Origin of the sequence: Salmonella sp. SAL4457 (assembly GCF_046548235.1) — a bacterium.
In the GTDB taxonomy this organism is placed as follows: domain Bacteria; phylum Pseudomonadota; class Gammaproteobacteria; order Enterobacterales; family Enterobacteriaceae; genus Salmonella; species Salmonella enterica.
In genome coordinates, this window is record NZ_JBGDZO010000002.1 from 621,861 (window position 1) to 639,389 (window position 17,529).

Annotated in this window: 11 protein-coding genes and 1 pseudogene; 6 read left to right on the forward strand and 6 right to left on the reverse strand. The window is 50.6% G+C overall.

Translation table 11 applies throughout. The annotated features are described in order from the left end of the window. Positions 1–36: 36 nt before the first annotated feature. The gene (locus ACLJNW_RS10635) at positions 37–966 is read right to left on the reverse strand and encodes a VirK family antimicrobial peptide resistance protein (protein ID WP_023204262.1); all 930 of its coding nucleotides are present in this window, start codon (positions 964–966) and stop codon (positions 37–39) included. Between the two features lie 518 nt (positions 967–1,484). On the opposite strand from ACLJNW_RS10635, the gene pipB2 reads away from it, so the two are divergent. The 3 genes from pipB2 to ACLJNW_RS10650 all read left to right on the forward strand — a co-directional run bounded on the left by pipB2 (position 1,485) and on the right by ACLJNW_RS10650 (position 5,750). Beyond that, positions 1,485–2,537 carry an SPI-2 type III secretion system effector PipB2 gene (pipB2, locus tag ACLJNW_RS10640; protein ID WP_023204263.1) on the forward strand — a complete coding sequence of 351 codons (1,053 nt, stop codon included), beginning with the start codon at positions 1,485–1,487 and terminating at the stop codon, positions 2,535–2,537. 174 nt (positions 2,538–2,711) lie between these two features. Continuing rightward, a complete protein-coding gene (locus tag ACLJNW_RS10645) occupies positions 2,712–3,044 on the forward strand; it encodes a hypothetical protein (RefSeq protein ID WP_077463764.1) in 333 nt (110 codons plus the stop codon). Positions 3,045–3,575: 531 nt separating this feature from the next. Continuing rightward, complete coding sequence (locus ACLJNW_RS10650; protein WP_023204264.1) at positions 3,576–5,750, forward strand: TonB-dependent siderophore receptor; 2,175 nt, start codon at positions 3,576–3,578, stop codon at positions 5,748–5,750. A gap of 41 nt (positions 5,751–5,791) precedes the next feature. On the opposite strand, the gene ACLJNW_RS10655 is transcribed toward ACLJNW_RS10650, so the two are convergent. The 5 genes from ACLJNW_RS10655 to hin all read right to left on the reverse strand — a co-directional run bounded on the left by ACLJNW_RS10655 (position 5,792) and on the right by hin (position 14,496). Beyond that, on the reverse strand, positions 5,792–6,727 hold the full coding sequence (locus ACLJNW_RS10655) for an alpha/beta hydrolase (RefSeq protein ID WP_023204265.1): 936 nt from the start codon (positions 6,725–6,727) through the stop codon (positions 5,792–5,794). Between the two features lie 31 nt (positions 6,728–6,758). Next, complete coding sequence (locus ACLJNW_RS10660; RefSeq protein WP_024154730.1) at positions 6,759–8,003, reverse strand: esterase family protein; 1,245 nt, start codon at positions 8,001–8,003, stop codon at positions 6,759–6,761. A gap of 109 nt (positions 8,004–8,112) precedes the next feature. Next, positions 8,113–11,766, reverse strand: coding sequence for a salmochelin/enterobactin export ABC transporter IroC (gene iroC / locus ACLJNW_RS10665; protein ID WP_024154731.1), 3,654 nt, complete (start codon positions 11,764–11,766; stop codon positions 8,113–8,115). An 80-nt stretch (positions 11,767–11,846) separates the two neighbouring features. Then, positions 11,847–12,962 (reverse strand): salmochelin biosynthesis C-glycosyltransferase IroB, encoded by a 1,116-nt coding sequence (iroB, locus tag ACLJNW_RS10670; protein WP_024154732.1) that lies wholly within the window; start codon positions 12,960–12,962, stop codon positions 11,847–11,849. A gap of 961 nt (positions 12,963–13,923) precedes the next feature. After that, complete coding sequence (hin, locus tag ACLJNW_RS10675) at positions 13,924–14,496, reverse strand: flagellar phase variation DNA invertase Hin (RefSeq protein ID WP_000190914.1); 573 nt, start codon at positions 14,494–14,496, stop codon at positions 13,924–13,926. Positions 14,497–14,587: 91 nt separating this feature from the next. Between hin and ACLJNW_RS10680 the strand changes: the two genes are divergently transcribed. From ACLJNW_RS10680 to ACLJNW_RS10690, 3 genes and pseudogenes are all read left to right on the forward strand, one after another. Then, the gene (locus ACLJNW_RS10680) at positions 14,588–16,108 is read left to right on the forward strand and encodes a FliC/FljB family flagellin (RefSeq protein ID WP_000079794.1); all 1,521 of its coding nucleotides are present in this window, start codon (positions 14,588–14,590) and stop codon (positions 16,106–16,108) included. A gap of 67 nt (positions 16,109–16,175) precedes the next feature. After that, positions 16,176–16,715, forward strand: coding sequence for a phase 1 flagellin gene repressor FljA (gene fljA / locus ACLJNW_RS10685; RefSeq protein ID WP_000388995.1), 540 nt, complete (start codon positions 16,176–16,178; stop codon positions 16,713–16,715). Positions 16,716–16,742: 27 nt separating this feature from the next. Then, positions 16,743–16,965, forward strand: a pseudogene (locus tag ACLJNW_RS10690) (helix-turn-helix domain-containing protein); the annotation flags it as partial. Positions 16,966–17,529 lie beyond the last annotated feature (564 nt).

The window sequence follows — 17,529 nt, forward strand, 5'->3', positions numbered from 1 at the left end:
GGTAGCAGGATCTGCACATCCGCGTATGAAATAGCTCTACCGGGAGAGGCTGTTGACCTCTTGTATTATTGTATCCAGAATATGATAGCGTTTCCGATACTCTGCGCGTTTTTTGCTGGGGATACTTTCAGGCGCTTTACGCATCACCTGTGATGGCAGATGATATAAGGCACCTTTCTTAACGCCGTTTAGCGACTCCCAGAATTCACTATAGCTGGCCACAAAAGTTTTTTTCTTCTGGAATAAGTACCTGAGTTGACGATAAACATGGTTGTTTTCACTTACCGCATAAATCTCGTCGATATTACAGGCCTGCATCAATGTTGCAAAAGCTTCATACAGCATCCGTTTAGGAAAGAGACCGTAACAATCTTTGGTGGCGTTACGTATGACTTGTGGGCCGACATGTTTACTGGGCCCTTGTAACCCGGCAACCAGCGCTATTTGCTTCCCTTCATGGCGGATAAAGGAAAATGATAAACGTGCCAACGGCGTATCATTGAAACACAGCGTTAATGTCAGTTCACCTTCTCTGTCATAGCCACAGGGACCGCAGTAGATATCTACCAGAGCACCGTTTTTTCCTTCCAGGTGAGCGAGTAAGATTTGTTCCTCGGACAGGAGGATCTTTTTAATTTTACTTTCCGGAAAGGACTGAACGAACTGGTAGTGTTCCAGAATAGCCCTTGCCCGGCAACGTATGCTAAGTCCGGTATACAAATAGGGCCGCTGGATTTTTGCCGGCAACAGTGGACGATGAATGATCAGCGTTCTGGGCTGAGACAGATGGCATAATTCATTGAAGTATTTAATTGTCGTTACGGGGTTAATAAGGCAACGTAATACAAATTTATAGCGAAACTTACGCTCTCCCCAGCGTTTATGGCGATAAGGCGTCTGCGCCATGACTTCTTTTAACATTAATAATGGATTATATCTTTCCATATCACTTTGCTGCATCGTCATACTACGTCTCTACTACTCGATAGACTTATAACCGAGACGGTAGCCTGATTGAGTTAAACGTAAAGGCAACGAAGAAGGCCTGTACAGACGACGTTGTTAAACAGTTTATCAATGGCAGCAATAAAACGCCTGAACACGCTTTTTAATAGGTTTTCTGCTAATGAGTGGGATGAGTCCTGAACGTAGTATTAAAACGAATGCCGTGTTTATTATTTTAAATAATGTTATATACTCTAAATAATTTGAGTTGCAGGAAGGCGACAAGCGAGCGAATCCCCAGGAGCTTACTAAAGTAAGTGACTGGGGTGAGGGAACGCAGCCGCAGCACATGCAACTTGAAGTATGACGAGTATAAGCCAATATATTTATTTGGCTGCTATTGTGTAAGCCAGACAGCAACGCGTCGTGATACGTTATTATGTAACCAGACGTAAAGGGGGTATTCACCTTATTTCTAAATGCAAATCTATATGATAAATTTTATCATGTACTGTGTTGCTCTCTCTGGGAGAAAATATATGCAGCGTTCACTCGATAGTCTGGCTGGTATGGCTACATCTGCTTTTGGCGCGGGGACTTCTGCTGCTATGCGGCAAGCTACCTCGCCCAAAACCATTCTGGAATATATCATTAACTTTTTTACCTGTGGTGGGATACGTCGGAGAAATGAAACACAATATCAGGAATTGATAGAGACTATGGCTGAGACATTGAAAAGTACAATGCCTGACAGAGGTGCTCCGTTGCCAGAAAACATCATCCTGGATGATATGGATGGGTGTCGTGTCGAATTTAATCTTCCTGGTGAGAATAACGAAGCTGGACAAGTTATTGTACGAGTCAGTAAAGGCGACCATTCTGAGACAAGAGAAATTCCGCTTGTCTCTTTTGAAAAAATATGTCGAGCTTTACTATTCAGATGCGAATTTTCTCTCCCTCAGGATTCTGTAATATTAACTGCCCAGGGAGGCATGAATCTTAAAGGCGCTGTCCTTACCGGAGCAAATCTGACGTCAGAAAATTTATGTGACGCAGACTTAAGCGGCGCAAATTTAGAGGGGGCAGTGCTGTTTATGGCGGATTGTGAAGGTGCAAATTTTAAGGGCGCAAATCTATCGGGAACATCACTAGGCGACAGTAATTTCAAGAACGCCTGTCTGGAAGATAGCATTATGTGTGGCGCTACCCTCGATCACGCTAATCTTACTGGCGCCAATTTACAACACGCGAGTCTGTTAGGCTGTAGCATGATAGAATGTAATTGCTCCGGTGCAAATATGGATCACACTAATCTTTCAGGCGCAACCCTTATACGTGCTGATATGAGCGGTGCGACATTACAGGGTGCTACTATAATGGCTGCAATTATGGAAGGCGCTGTCTTAACCCGGGCAAACCTGCGAAAGGCTAGTTTCATTTCTACGAACCTGGACGGGGCTGATTTGGCTGAGGCTAATTTAAACAATACCTGTTTTAAAGATTGTACACTAACCGATTTGCGTACTGAAGACGCCACAATGTCTACGAGTACACAAACACTTTTTAACGTATTTTATAGTGAAAATATTTAGCCCTATTTGACGTAAATCTGAAATAAAAGCAATGTAAGAATAACAATCTGCTACTGAATAGTAGCTGGGAGTAAATTATTTACAGTATCTTTTATTATTACAGGAGTATGCGACGGTAAAAATATCTGAATAACTATTTCTATTTTCTCAAGTAGAACTTCCAACTAAAGTGAATTGTTTGAAAAGGAAAACGTTATGCCTGGATGTATAAGTGCCTGTTCGTGTGTTGCCAGCCCGACGCCTCCCGATCCTAAGGGCCCCCCCGCGCCTAAATGGATAGAGTTAAAAGGTTATTGTGTTACATGTACTAGTCAGGAGGATATTCGTCCACCTAAAGGGGGTGAATCAAAGCAAAAAATGACACCCAGCGAGTTAGTGCTGTTACGAGGTCTTTTAAAAGATCTGGGGGTAACACAACATCCCTGGCAAGACCCGACAGTAAAATCCACTAACTGTGGGTTGCCATTTTTCCCGGTAGATCCTGGGGAACGAGAAACCGATGTTTGATGGTTTTCAGTCTGCAAAGCGCCTGATAAATATTACCAGGCGCTTTGTATTTTGGCGCCAACATCACTTTCATCGTCATATATCGAATGACTACAATCGTATCCGATCCCACCATTACCCAGACGGAAAGTCGCTGGCAAACTGTAAGAACGGTTCGCCGTCGGCAGGGAAGCGGCGGTGAACCCTGAACCGTGCTATACCATCTTACCTGGGTGTTTCTTGTGATTAACGATCTGAAAAATAGTTTTATTTTATCTATTTCTGTTTTGTAAAACCTCCGTTCAGTAGGCGCATTCTGCCCCCCTTCCCGGATTTACTGGAAAAGCGGAGCCCGGACAGAGAGTCATATTGCAAAATCCCGTTTCCGTTTTTTTATTACCAGATTTTTGCGGTCGAAAGATTGCCTTTTCCTTAATTGAATGATAATTATTATCATTAGCATATGATAATAATTACTATATAGACGTAACCTGGCAAGGATGTGAGCTTGAGGGCAACAGCGCTACTTTAGACATTATTTAGGGAATGGGTATGAGAGTTAAGAAGTTCATCTGGTTAATAACCGTGGTTTCTACAGGGGTTAATAGTCCATTATCAGCAGCAGAATCTACAGACGACAACGGCGAAACGATGGTGGTTGAATCCACTGCCGAGCAAGTATTAAAGCAACAGCCGGGCGTTTCGATTATTACTCGTGACGATATTCAGAAGAATCCTCCCGTTAACGATCTTGCCGATATTATTCGTAAGATGCCTGGGGTTAATCTTACCGGCAATAGCGCCTCGGGGACGCGCGGAAATAACCGACAAATTGATATTCGTGGTATGGGGCCGGAAAATACCTTAGTGCTGATTGACGGCGTGCCGGTGACGTCACGAAATTCGGTTCGCTATAGCTGGCGCGGAGAACGCGACACCCGTGGCGATACGAACTGGGTACCGCCGGAGATGGTAGAACGTATTGAAGTGATCCGTGGGCCCGCCGCCGCGCGCTATGGCTCCGGTGCCGCTGGCGGGGTGGTGAATATCATCACCAAACGTCCGACTAACGACTGGCATGGTTCGCTGTCGCTCTATACCAACCAGCCGGAAAGCAGCAAAGAAGGTGACACCCGGCGGGGTAACTTTAGCCTTAGCGGCCCGTTGGCTGGAGATACGTTGACGATGCGCCTGTACGGTAATCTCAACAGAACCGATGCCGACAGCTGGGATATTAACTCCTCCGCCGGTACCAAAAATGCCGCCGGACGGGAGGGGGTCACCAATAAAGATATTAATAGCGTCTTCTCATGGAAAATGACCCCGCAGCAAATCCTTGATTTTGAAGCGGGATACAGTCGGCAGGGGAATATCTATGCCGGCGATACGCAAAACAGTACTTCGAACGCGGTTACTAAAAGTCTGGCGCAGTCCGGGCGGGAGACCAATCGCCTGTACCGGCAGAATTACGGTCTAACTCATAACGGCATCTGGGACTGGGGGCAAAGCCGCCTGGGGTTCTACTATGAAAAAACCGATAACACCCGCATGAATGAGGGGCTCTCCGGCGGCGGCGAGGGGCGTATTACCAACGACCAGACGTTCACCACTAACCGCCTGACCTCGTATCGCACCAGCGGCGAGGTGAATGTCCCGGTGATATGGCTATTTGAGCAAACGCTCACCGTCGGCGCGGAGTGGAACCTCGATGAGCTGAACGATCCTTCCTCTACCAGTCTGACGGTTAAGGATAGCAATATCGCCGGGATTCCCGGTTCGGCGGCTAACCGTAGCAGCAAAAATAAATCGGAAATCAGTGCGCTGTACGTTGAAGATAATATCGAACCCATGGCCGGTACCAATATTATTCCGGGTCTGCGTTTTGACTATTTGAGCGAATCCGGGAGTAATTTTAGTCCCAGTCTTAACCTTTCCCAGGAGTTAGGTGAATACGTCAAGGTGAAAGCCGGTATTGCCCGGGCCTTTAAGGCGCCGAACTTGTATCAAACCAGTGAGGGGTATTTACTCTATTCGAAAGGCAACGGTTGTCCAAAAGATATTACGTCGGGCGGCTGTTACCTGGTTGGTAATAAGAACCTCGATCCTGAAATTAGTATCAATAAAGAGATTGGGCTGGAATTTACCGTAGACGATTATCACGCAAGCGTAACGTATTTCCGTAACGATTATCAGAATAAGATTGTCGCAGGTGATCAGATTATTGGCAGAAGCGCATCTGGCGCTTATGTATTGCAGTGGCAGAACGGCGGTAAAGCGCTGATTGAAGGTATTGAAGCCAGCATGGCTGTTCCGCTGATGCCGGACCGTCTGAACTGGAATACCAATGCGACTTATATGATCGCTTCTGAGCAAAAAGATACCGGCAATCCCTTATCGATAATCCCGAAATATACGGTGAATACCTTCCTCGACTGGACTATCACCAGCGCGCTCTCCGCTAACGTCAACTGGACGTTATACGGCAAGCAAAAACCGCGAACACATGCGGAGTCGCGTAGTGAAGAGACCAAAGGATTGTCCGGGAAAGCGCTGGGGGCTTACTCACTGGTCGGCGCTAACGTTAACTACGATATCAATAAGAACCTGCGTCTTAATGTCGGTATCAGCAATATCTTCGATAAACAGATCTATCGCTCCGCCGAAGGGGCAAATACCTATAACGAACCGGGTCGGGCTTATTATGCCGGTGTGACGGCCTCGTTTTGATGGATTATGCCCGTCGCTGGCGGGCATATTCTGGCGGCGGGTTAATGACAGCGTGGTTTTTGGCTTGCCGGTTCGCGACTGATATCCAGCAATGCACTGCGAAAAGAGGCGTTAAACATGGGCCCGTGGCCCAGGCCCGGGTAATGCTGCAGGGCCGCGTTAACGCCGTTGTTCTCAAGCGTTCTCACGGTCTCCTGAACTTTTTGCAGGAGCTCGGCCATCTGGCGTTGCCTGCTATCCCCATTCGACGCTGAACCTTCCATTATGATGAGTTTTTTATGGCAGAACGGCGACGGCTTCACTGCCGTAAGGCGATTCAACAGGGCAAAGTTATCCCTGCTGAGTGACGGGCTGGCGCTGTAATAGATATGAAAGAAGGATGACGACAGCCAGGAGTCCAAAACGAACAGGCCGCCATAAGAATGTCCCCATACCCCGCGCCGTTCGGGGTTGATGGTTATTCCTTGTTCCACCTGCGGCGCGATATGTCTCTCCAGTAGCTGGCGGAACGCTGGCCCGCCGCCGGTCTTACGATGAAAACGCGGGCTATTTTCACTGTCATCGCGATCGATTCCCGGCACCGACGTATAGTCATAAGCTCTGCCGTTAAGATCAAACGGCAGGTTAGTCTGATAGCCAATCGCCACAATCACCGGCGGCGAGCGGTCTGCCAGTTGTTTGAGCAGCGCCTCCGGCAGCCTGTCCATCACTGCGTTGCCGTCCAGCATATATAAGACAGGATAACCCGACGGCGGGGCGGCTTTATTGGGGATAGCGGTCCATACCCGGTAATGTCTTGCGCCATCGGCAGATTGAAAGTCATTGACCCTGAAATGGTAATATCCCGAACCTTTATCAGCGATATTCGGCCCTAATGGCTGCATATCCGGCTGCGCATAACTCAGCGCGCTAAAACAAAAACTCACTAAAAATAGCGCCATGCGATAGCGCTTGTTGTGGTACTGGCGACCATACATCGGATGTGATTCCTTTTTGGTAGGTGAAGTTTTATCGGGGCAGTAGACGTAATCCGTCAATCAGCGCGCCGCGCCACCAGGCATAATCGTGACCGCCGGTGTACACGCTGCAATGGCTTTCGACGCCGGCGGCGCGCAATTTTTCATGCAACTGTTTGACCTGCGGGACCGTCGAACCTTCCAGCGATCCCACGCACAGATGCGTACGTACGGCTGGCGAGGGCGCAGATAACACATGTTCGCTGACCCATGAGCGCTCTTCTGCGCTGAAATGGGGCGGGCGATTGCGGTTGTCCGGCGTCCACCACATTGAGGGGGAGTGGCTCAGCACCAGGCCGAAGCTCTCTGGCGCGTGGCGGGCCGCCATCAGCGCGGTCACGCCGCCGAGGCTTTGCCCTGCCAGCACCGTTTGTGTACGGTCCGCCCACTGTCGTTCCGGGTATTTGGCGCGAAGGGTTGGCAGCAGGCGTTCGGCAATGTCGAGCACCAGCTCGCGGCGACCGCCGAGGATTACGACGCGTTCACGCGCATTGATATTATCAACGCCGAGTACGGCCACCGGCGCGATGCGTCCGCTGCGGATGGCGGCGTCAATGGCGGCGCTTACCCCAAGATGGTCGAACCAGATCTCGCCATCCGTGAGTACCAGCAAGCCCAGCGGTTGTTCGACAGGAACGTCAGGAAGATACAGCCGCACACGGCGACGTTGTCCGGCGAGCCGATGTTCTGAGGTGAAAAGCTGCCCGGCGTAAGCGCGACAGCCTGACCACTCCTCCTGTGCCGGGGCATGATCCAGCGCCAGAACGGATTCCTGCGCATTGCCCCGAACATTTATTCCCGGCGCGCTGTTCAGCGGATCCGCCTTCCCCGCAAGGGAGGCGAAACGGCTTCCAAGCTGCAACACCGTCTCGTCCGGGGTTTCCGGTGGTATTTCGACCATCGTATAGGAACCGCAGTAGGACGCCGGTAAGCGAAGCGTCAGATGCCAGATATCCGTTGTGGGCAGTTGCGTCATCATACCTTTCGCCACGTTATCTTTATCGGTGACACGGTTCAGGCGAACATAAACCCCCCGCAGAGGAGAGGCGGCACGCCACAGGAAGGTGACTTCCCGTTCATCGTCTGCGCCGTTAATGGCTGTCACCAGCGGCAGCGCGAGCGAGTTTACTGCTCGCCAGAAGTGAGAAGCGTCAACCTGGCTTCCGGCGGCGAGTTGACGGCGAAGGCGCGTAGCAGTCTGTATAGCGACAGGAGCGACGGGCAGGCTCAGTCTCATTCTTTGTATTCCATCTCGTTTATATTTCGGTCAGTATCAATAGCTAAAGCGGCTGTTACAGGAACAGCCGCTTGCGGGCTTTCTTTTGCGTAAATCGTGGCGATAAAAACTATCCCATGACCTCTTCTTGCGTATCGCGTGTCTGGCCGATGCTGTCCCGCCACAGACGAGCATACAGGCCATGAGTCGCTATCAACTGCTCATGGCTGCCATATTCAGCGATACATCCTTTATCGATTACGACAATAACATCGCAACGGCGAGCGGTGGTCAGCCGGTGCGCGACGATAAGCGCGATGCGTTTCTCGGTATGCGTCACCCTGGTAAGCGAGGTCATTAAGCGCTCCTCGGCGCTACGGTCGATACGCGCTGTCGCCTCGTCGAGCAGCAGAATATGCGCCTGCGCCAGGTGGGCGCGGGCGAGGGCAATCAACTGACGCTGGCCCGCGGACAGATCCGTGCCGCCGTTATTGACCGGAGTACGGAACCCCAGCGGCAGATGTTGCACAGTTTCAAAGAGTCCCGCCCGTCGCGCCGCGCTCTCCACCTCCGTGTCGCTGCTGTTTGGCCGCGGATAGCGGATATTTTCGGCAATATCGCCGCTAAATAATGCGACATCCTGAGTGACCAGCCCCGTCTGGCGACGATAATCACTAAGCGACGCGGCATCAATTAGGCGCTCACCGACACGGATTTGCCCGCTGCCGGGAGAGTAGAGCCCGGCCAGCAGCTTGATCAGCGTCGATTTGCCGGCGCCGCTACGTCCGACCACCGCGACTACCGTTCCTGGCGGAATGGTGAGCGAGAGATTATCAAGCACAGGTTGCGTTTTTTCGGGATAGCGGAATGTCAATGCCTCCAGGCGTAGTGCGCCAGTGCCAGGCGTTATGGAGGACGGTTCAATATTCTCCGTGTCCTCAGTCGCCAATAGCGCATTGATATGTTTGCCGCTGGCGGTCGCCTGCTGCCAGGAATCGACAATGCCTGACAACTGCTGTACCGGGCCATAAAATTGTCCCAATAGCAGGAAGAACGCCGCCAGTATCCCGGGCGTCATTTCGCCTTCGGCGACCCGGGTCGCTCCGATTAAAAGCACGGCGGCATAGGCAGCCTCGGTGCAGAAGGTCAGGAACGGAAAATAGACAGCAAGGTATTTTTGCGCCCGCACGCGGGTGGCGCGGAAGTTGTCTGATAACGCCCGTAGCCTGGCGGCTTCCTGCTTCTGTTGACCGTGTGACTGCACTACCCGCATACCGGAGACCTTTTCCTGAAGCGTACTGTTCACCTTACCAATTTCCAGCCGTGCCTGGGCGTAAGCAGGTGAGCTCAAACGGCGGTAAATCCACGTCGCCAGTATCACTACAGGTACGGCGCTTAATGCCGTTAACGCAAGAATGGGGTCAAGCCAGAACATTGCCGCGGCGATAGCGACCATCGTCACGATGCTGGTGGCCGCGCTGGCAAGACCGTTTTGCAGAAATCGGGCGAGTGAATCAACGTCGACGGTCATGCGAGTAAGACGCGAGTCGATGTGCTTCTCGTGCCAGGGAAGACTCAGGCGTAGCAGGTGGCTGAAGCTGCGTAAGCGTACCGTATGCTGTACCGACTCTGCCGCGCGGGCGGCGAAGATCGTTTGCAGCGCATAGCAGCACCAACCGATCGCCACCAGGCACAGCGCGAGCAGGGCGCATATGCCAATAGTCGACATATCCCCTGCGGCAACGCCTGAGTCAATACCGCGCTGCAAAAGCACCAGCACGCCAACGCCTGCGGCGGAATCAAGCGCGATAAGCAGGGCGGCGATGACGAACATCCAGGCTACTGGCGTCAGCAGCGATGAGACTTGACGCCCGTGGCCTGCCAGCGCCATCTGTACGGCGCGTTCTGGAACGCGCGTCATCTGGTCGACAAAACCTTTTCCGGCGGGTGTCTGGCGCTCATGCGCGTCGTCGGATTTTACCGCCTGCGTTGTTGGCCATAGCGTACGTTGTTCTGCCGGGGCAAGGGCGAGAAAATCCCCCTCGCCGCTCATCAGCGAGCGAAACGTCGGACACCTTGCATCCAGCTCCGCCTGGGTACCGATATCCACGACGCGGCCTTTATCCAGCACGACGATCCGATCGGCTAACTGCAGTGTTGAACGGCGGCGTGCAATCACCAGCAGCATATGCTCATTATCGGCATAACGACCAAGAGCCGTGTTAATTTCCGCTTCAGTACCGGCATCGACCGCCGAGGTGGTGTCATCGAGAATCAGCAGTTCCGGCGCGGTAATCAGTGCCCGGGCTAGCGCAATACGCTGGCGTTGGCCGCCGGAGAGGTTGCTTCCGCGTTCGGTCAGTCGGGTGTTGAACCCCTGCGGTAGCGCATTGATGAACCCGCTGGCGCCTGCGGCATCGGCGGCGCGTCGAATGTCGTCCTGAGTCGCTTGCGGGTGCCCATAGGCGATGTTTTCCGCCACCGTACCGGCAAACAGAAACGCGTCTTCAAAAACTACGCCAACGCGACGACGAAGCGCCGTCAGTTTCAGGTCGCGAATATTCTGTTGACCCGTAGTGGTGTTGAGCCATACTCCGCCGGAGGTGGGATCGTAAAAGCGCGCCAGCAACATCAGCAATGTTGATTTTCCGGAGCCGGATGCGCCAACCACTGCCACGGTTTCACCGGCGTGAATGGAAAACGAGATCTCATTGAGGATACGGTTACCGTTGTCGTAGTGGAAACTCATCTTCTCCACGTCCAGCCCGATAATCTGACCTTCAACCGACTCAGTACCGTCTTCCATGCGAGAACGCGTGTCGATAAGCGCGAAGACGCGCTCCACCGACGCCTGTGTGCGCTGTGCGATAACCAAAAACGATGCCAGTACGCGGGTAGGGCCGGTCAGCATAGCGAGAAAACTCGCGAACGCAACGAAGGCTCCCAGATCGATGCGCCCATTCATTACCGACCAGCCGCCATAGCACAGCAGGACGATTTGCCCTATCACCGGTAGCGCCAGCATGGTTGCGCCCGGCATCGCCTGCGAGATAGCGGCGCCGATGCGTACCCGCACCATCTGCCGCGACTGACCATCGAGCCAACGCGTTTCGCGCAACTCCGCCACGCAGGACTTCACCACTGAGATCTGTTCCAATACTTCGCGCATATGTTCCGTCATGTGCGCCAGCCGGTCTGAGGCAAGCCCCGTTTGCGCGAAAACACGGCGACGGGCGCGCATGGCGGTAATGGCAAGGGCGGCCAGTACGCAAATCACGATAAGCGTCATGGATGGCGACATCCATAGCATCACCGCGATACCGGCCACATAGTAAGTGAGTACCGCCATCGGCACCGGGCACATTTGTAGCAAGGTGTGTACCTGTTGAAGATCGCTGTTGGTACGCGAAATGACCTGCCCGGTACGTAAGGCGTCCTGGCCTGCGCCGTCCAGTTTTTGAATACTGTCGAACGCACGGCTACGTAACGTATGCTGAACCCACAACGAGAGTTCCCCGGCATAGCCGCGGCGCACGTAATTCCCGATAAAATCAAAAAGGGCAATTAACAGCAGGCCGCAGGCAAGTAACGGCAGGTGGGTCGTATCGCCTGCTATCGCGTCATTGACGGCCTGACGCGTTATTAGCGGTGTCAGCGCAGCCAGTAAAATGGTCGATACTGATGCTACGATGACAATGATGCTCAGTGTTTTACGTTCCCAACACACGCGGGCAAGGCGAACTATCCAGGCACGAGCGGGCATGGGGGAATGAGTCGCGGGCATTAAGCCTCCTTATCGGTGAAAGATGAGATATGGCGACGCAATCTGGGTTCAGCCGCCACATTGTCATTGCGCTGCCGCGGTTAGCCGTGTTGCAGCATGGCGATCAGTTTTTTTGCCACCTCGGTCGGGCAAGGCTGGGCCGCCATTTCCGCCGCGACCTCCTGCGACGCCTCGCGAAGCGCGTGATTACCGAGGAAGGTATTGATCATGCTGCTCGTAAGTCCGCTCTTACCGGGAATAATTCCGCATCCGCGCTCGACCACGGCGCGGGCATTGACGGGTCTGTCGGCACCCTGACCAAAGACTATCTGCGGAATGCCGGCATGCAGCGCCGTCAGAGTGTTGCCTGCGCCGCCATGGTGGATAAAACCGTCGGCGCCGTTAAGGAAAACGCCCATCGGAAGCCAGTCGACCAGACGGACATTCGGCGGCAGAGAACGTAAATCCGAGCGGGCGTTTGCCGGAAGATGCAGAATGATTTCGGCATCTACTTCGCCGGCAGAATCCATTACCCAGGAAATCAGATCCAGGCCATCCACCATCGGTTTGACGGTGCCGAGGCTAACCAGAAGACGCTTGCGATCAGGTGTACGTTCCCACCATTCTTCCCAGACGGCGCCGCCGTTATACGGGACGTATTGCATGGAGATAACCGGCTCTCCGTCATTTTGCAGTATGCTCATGCTGGGCGGTGTGACGTCTATCCACGCCAGATCTGCTGGTGGCGCGCTGACCCCATGGCGGCGGTAGGCGTTAGAAAGTGATTTCGTCACGCCTTTGATGTGCCAGGGCGTATGACCGAAGCCGACGGTTTGCATCACTACCGGAATGTCATACTTAGCGGCAATCAGTGGTCCAACGACCCCAAGGGGAGGATAGACGATGAGATCTGGCCGCCACTGTCCGGCGAACGCGACCAGCGGGTCGGTCATCTCTTCGCTGAAAAATGAGAAGTTCCCCATTTTTGTTCCAATGTTATTTTCTTTTCGCAATGCCTCCTGACGGCGATAACCCGCTTCCGAATCGAAACCAGGCGCAGCGTCAAATACCACCAACCCAGCTTCTGCTGCTTTCTGTGCAAATTTTCCACCGCTTGCAATCAGCACTTCATGGCCATTAACACGAAACGCTTGCGCCAGGGACAGCACAGGGTATAGCAGTCCATACAGTGGTGGACCGACAAACAGAATACGCATGAGAAATCCTCTCTCTCCACGTCATAAATCGAACAAGTTGTTAATGAGAATGATAATAATTACCAATATCATTTGAAAAATGCAATAACAAATACGACCCTTGATCATGTGATGATTTTTTGCGTAAAAATCGGGAAAGAGGAGAGCGTTAAGCGGTGAAGTTTGGTTTCAGAGTTATTTACGCGCGTATGGTCGCGAAGGCAAAGCGCCAGGATTGGGGAACTGGATTCGCATACCAGACACCCGTGGATTATTAATGATAACTTCGTAAATAACCTTTCAGACAATGAGGTAAACGTACCGACAGCAAGGTAACGGGAAACGTAGGGAGTAGTATTGATAACACGTTGCGGGGCAATTTAACGGTGTCCGGCGGCGGATCGTGTTCTGTGTGGACTTTCCGGCGTTAAATCCCGTATCACCTGCGAGCCTGGACTATCTCTGTGGTATCAACTCTGTAGTAATTTTGTCCCCTTCGTCTTCATTAACCAATGAAACCAGCTTTAACGTCACCGTTCGAATGTTGCGAACGAACAGCTCCTTATGCGGATATCGTCACCGCTCTGCGATTTTTATAGCGCATCAGCCACACGATTTATTGGTTCTTGAAAACCAAGGTTTTTGATAACCAATGTTATGCCAGGCTTACCTGTGTCATCCAGGTTATCGACACTTGAGGCATAAACTTTACTATTTTTTCTGTCCGTAATTGCTTACATCTAACATTTTGATTAAAAAGCCTTTCCAGGTGAATACTGTGTCTGGTAGTGTTTTGAGCGATGTCGTCTATAGCTGGATGTAACATAGGCCTTATCGTGAGCGCGTTACACTATATATGTTAATACGTTGAATTTTTTCTCTTTTTAATTAGATGCTGTCTTTTTTGTATACCCTTTCGGTTTATTTATGCCATACGCCTGTATTACAAAAATGTTATATCCATCCTGTTGTGATTTTTATTTTAATTCATTCGTTTTTTTATACTGCTTGCCGGAAAGTATCTGTATAAGGTGGATACGCCAATACCAAAAATAATAGCTAATTGCTGCCGAGGATGGCCTTTCTCTAATAGCCGACTAATCTGTTCCTGTTCATGTTTGTTGATCGCCCGAGGGCGCCCTCCCAGTCGTCCTTGCGCTCTGGCGGCAGCCAGTCCGGCAAGGGTTCGCTCGACGATTAATTCTCGCTCCATCTCGGCCAGTGCTGACATTACATGAAAAAAGAATCGCCCCATCGCGCTACTGGTATCAATACTATCGGTTAAAGAATGGAAGTGAGCTCCACGTTCATGTAATTCTGATATTAACGCCACCAGATTTTTCACGCTACGGCCCAGTCTGTCTAATTTCCAGACGACAAGAGTATCGCCTTTATTTACATACTTTAACGCCCGTTTCAGGCCGGGGCGGTTTGCAATCTTGCCACTGATACGGTCTTCAAAAATGCGGTCACAATTTGCACTAGTAAGCGCATTACGCTGTAAATCGATATTTTGGTCAATTGTTGACACCCGAATATACCCAATAGTAGCCATGATTTTCTCCTTTACATCAGATAAGGAAGAATTTTAGTCGCTTTTCTCATGGAGGATTGCTTTATCAAAAACCTTCCAAAAGGAAAATTTTATGGCACAAGTAATCAACACTAACAGTCTGTCGCTGCTGACCCAGAATAACCTGAACAAATCCCAGTCCGCACTGGGCACCGCTATCGAGCGTCTGTCTTCTGGTCTGCGTATCAACAGCGCGAAAGACGATGCGGCAGGTCAGGCGATTGCTAACCGTTTTACCGCGAACATCAAAGGTCTGACTCAGGCTTCCCGTAACGCTAACGACGGTATCTCCATTGCGCAGACCACTGAAGGCGCGCTGAACGAAATCAACAACAACCTGCAGCGTGTGCGTGAACTGGCGGTTCAGTCTGCTAACAGCACTAACTCCCAGTCTGACCTCGACTCTATCCAGGCTGAAATTACCCAGCGTCTGAACGAAATCGACCGTGTATCCGGCCAGACTCAGTTCAACGGCGTGAAAGTCCTGGCGCAGGACAACACCCTGACCATCCAGGTTGGTGCCAACGACGGTGAAACTATCGATATCGATCTGAAGCAGATCAACTCTCAGACCCTGGGTCTGGACTCACTGAACGTGCAGAAAGCGTATGATGTGAAAGATACAGCAGTAACAACGAAAGCTTATGCCAATAATGGTACTACACTGGATGTATCGGGTCTTGATGATGCAGCTATTAAAGCGGCTACGGGTGGTACGAATGGTACGGCTTCTGTAACCGGTGGTGCGGTTAAATTTGACGCAGATAATAACAAGTACTTTGTTACTATTGGTGGCTTTACTGGTGCTGATGCCGCCAAAAATGGCGATTATGAAGTTAACGTTGCTACTGACGGTACAGTAACCCTTGCGGCTGGCGCAACTAAAACCACAATGCCTGCTGGTGCGACAACTAAAACAGAAGTACAGGAGTTAAAAGATACACCGGCAGTTGTTTCAGCAGATGCTAAAAATGCCTTAATTGCTGGCGGCGTTGACGCTACCGATGCTAATGGCGCTGAGTTGGTCAAAATGTCTTATACCGATAAAAATGGTAAGACAATTGAAGGCGGTTATGCGCTTAAAGCTGGCGATAAGTATTACGCCGCAGATTACGATGAAGCGACAGGAGCAATTAAAGCTAAAACCACAAGTTATACTGCTGCTGACGGCACTACCAAAACAGCGGCTAACCAACTGGGTGGCGTAGACGGTAAAACCGAAGTCGTTACTATCGACGGTAAAACCTACAATGCCAGCAAAGCCGCTGGTCATGATTTCAAAGCACAACCAGAGCTGGCGGAAGCAGCCGCTAAAACCACCGAAAACCCGCTGCAGAAAATTGATGCCGCGCTGGCGCAGGTGGATGCGCTGCGCTCTGATCTGGGTGCGGTACAAAACCGTTTCAACTCTGCTATCACCAACCTGGGCAATACCGTAAACAACCTGTCTGAAGCGCGTAGCCGTATCGAAGATTCCGACTACGCGACCGAAGTTTCCAACATGTCTCGCGCGCAGATTCTGCAGCAGGCCGGTACTTCCGTTCTGGCGCAGGCTAACCAGGTCCCGCAGAACGTGCTGTCTCTGTTACGTTAATTTATTTCGTTTTATTCAGCCCCGTGAATTCGGGGCTTTTTCATTTAGCATAGATGAATATATATTTATGGAATGTATGGCTGTAAATGATATTTCCTACGGGCGAGAGGCTGAAATATGGCCGCGGGATTATTCTATGCTTGCTCGTCGAGTTCAATTTCTACGTTTTAATGATATCCCTGTTCGATTGGTGAGTAATAATGCCCGGATAATCATAGGCTACATTGCGAAGTTTAATCCGAGGGAAAATTTGATTCTGGCTTCGGATAAACCTAAAGGAAATAAGCGCATTGAAGTTAAATTAGAGTCTCTGGCAATTCTTGAAGAATTATCAGGTAATGACGCTTTTAATCTTTCGCTGATGCCGACTGACGAATTTAATCTTCAGCAATATACTCCATCGAGAAGAGATTATTTCTCGATTTGCAATAAGTGCTATAAACAGGGAGTCGGTATCAAAATCTATATGAAGTATGGACAGGTTTTGACTGGCAAAACGACAGGCGTAAATGCGTGTCAGGTTGGTGTGAGGACATCCAATGGCAATCATATGCAAGTTATGTTTGACTGGGTGAGCAGGATCACGTCTTCGGACTACGCTGAATAACGCCTACGGTAATAAAAAATTCCGTGAGAAAATATTGCTCCTGGAGGAACAGAGACCATTCGACAGCGCATAGATAGTTTCGCCGCTGCTCGTGCCACTACGGCCAGGACGCTTAAAGCAGCTGACAGAAAAGAATTGATCATTAAAGCTTCGCAAAGAAGGTCTGCTGAATCTTCGCAAATCTATGGATACCGTAGCCCAACATCCTGGCGTCTCACGGGCAACTGCTTATCTTTATGCTCGACAGTCTGACTGCGAGCTTTGCCCCAGCCAGGCAGGACTCTCAGTGAGTGTTCTATTTTCTTTGACTCTCGTATTCCAATTCTTTCAGGAGTTATTGGTGAGACTTTTGGCGTTTTGCCCTGTCACCCATCGCGCAGCCGCTTTACCCACCGCGTCATTTGACTCCAGTGTCCGTAAGGTTCTCTGCAATCCTCACCAGGCGGCAATGGACGTAAAAAAGCCCGCAGAGCTTGTGCTATACGGGCTTAGTAGACTTTACTGAACTTCAGTACATCAATATTTGGTGGGCTGGCGGAGTCTGAATAAATTTCTTAATGTATTAAATGTAAAGGATTTTTCCGTATTCAACTTTCAGTTGTGTACCTAAACGTGTACCAATTATGAAATGTCATAGTAATACGATCCCTCTTTAGAAATGTGCCACCTTTTTCATGTGGTCTTTTTTTCTTAAACAATGAGCATTGAAAAAAAGTTTTTTTGCATTTAACTGTTCACACTGTTCACCTCGTTATTTTTCTTTTTAATATCATAGTGATAAGTGGTGAATGGTTGGTGAAGAGTGAACAGTCGA

Excerpts from the sequence above, each read along its gene's own strand:
- ACLJNW_RS10635 (WP_023204262.1), bottom strand. The coding sequence starts at position 966 with ATGACGATGCAGCAAAGTGATATGGAAAGATATAATCCATTATTAATG.
- pipB2 (WP_023204263.1), top strand. The coding sequence starts at position 1,485 with ATGCAGCGTTCACTCGATAGTCTGGCTGGTATGGCTACATCTGCTTTT.
- ACLJNW_RS10650 (WP_023204264.1), top strand. The coding sequence starts at position 3,576 with ATGAGAGTTAAGAAGTTCATCTGGTTAATAACCGTGGTTTCTACAGGG.
- ACLJNW_RS10655 (WP_023204265.1), bottom strand. The coding sequence starts at position 6,727 with ATGTATGGTCGCCAGTACCACAACAAGCGCTATCGCATGGCGCTATTT.
- ACLJNW_RS10660 (WP_024154730.1), bottom strand. The coding sequence starts at position 8,003 with ATGAGACTGAGCCTGCCCGTCGCTCCTGTCGCTATACAGACTGCTACG.
- iroC (WP_024154731.1), bottom strand. The coding sequence starts at position 11,766 with ATGCCCGCGACTCATTCCCCCATGCCCGCTCGTGCCTGGATAGTTCGC.
- iroB (WP_024154732.1), bottom strand. The coding sequence starts at position 12,962 with ATGCGTATTCTGTTTGTCGGTCCACCACTGTATGGACTGCTATACCCT.
- hin (WP_000190914.1), bottom strand. The coding sequence starts at position 14,496 with ATGGCTACTATTGGGTATATTCGGGTGTCAACAATTGACCAAAATATC.
- ACLJNW_RS10680 (WP_000079794.1), top strand. The coding sequence starts at position 14,588 with ATGGCACAAGTAATCAACACTAACAGTCTGTCGCTGCTGACCCAGAAT.
- fljA (WP_000388995.1), top strand. The coding sequence starts at position 16,176 with ATGGAATGTATGGCTGTAAATGATATTTCCTACGGGCGAGAGGCTGAA.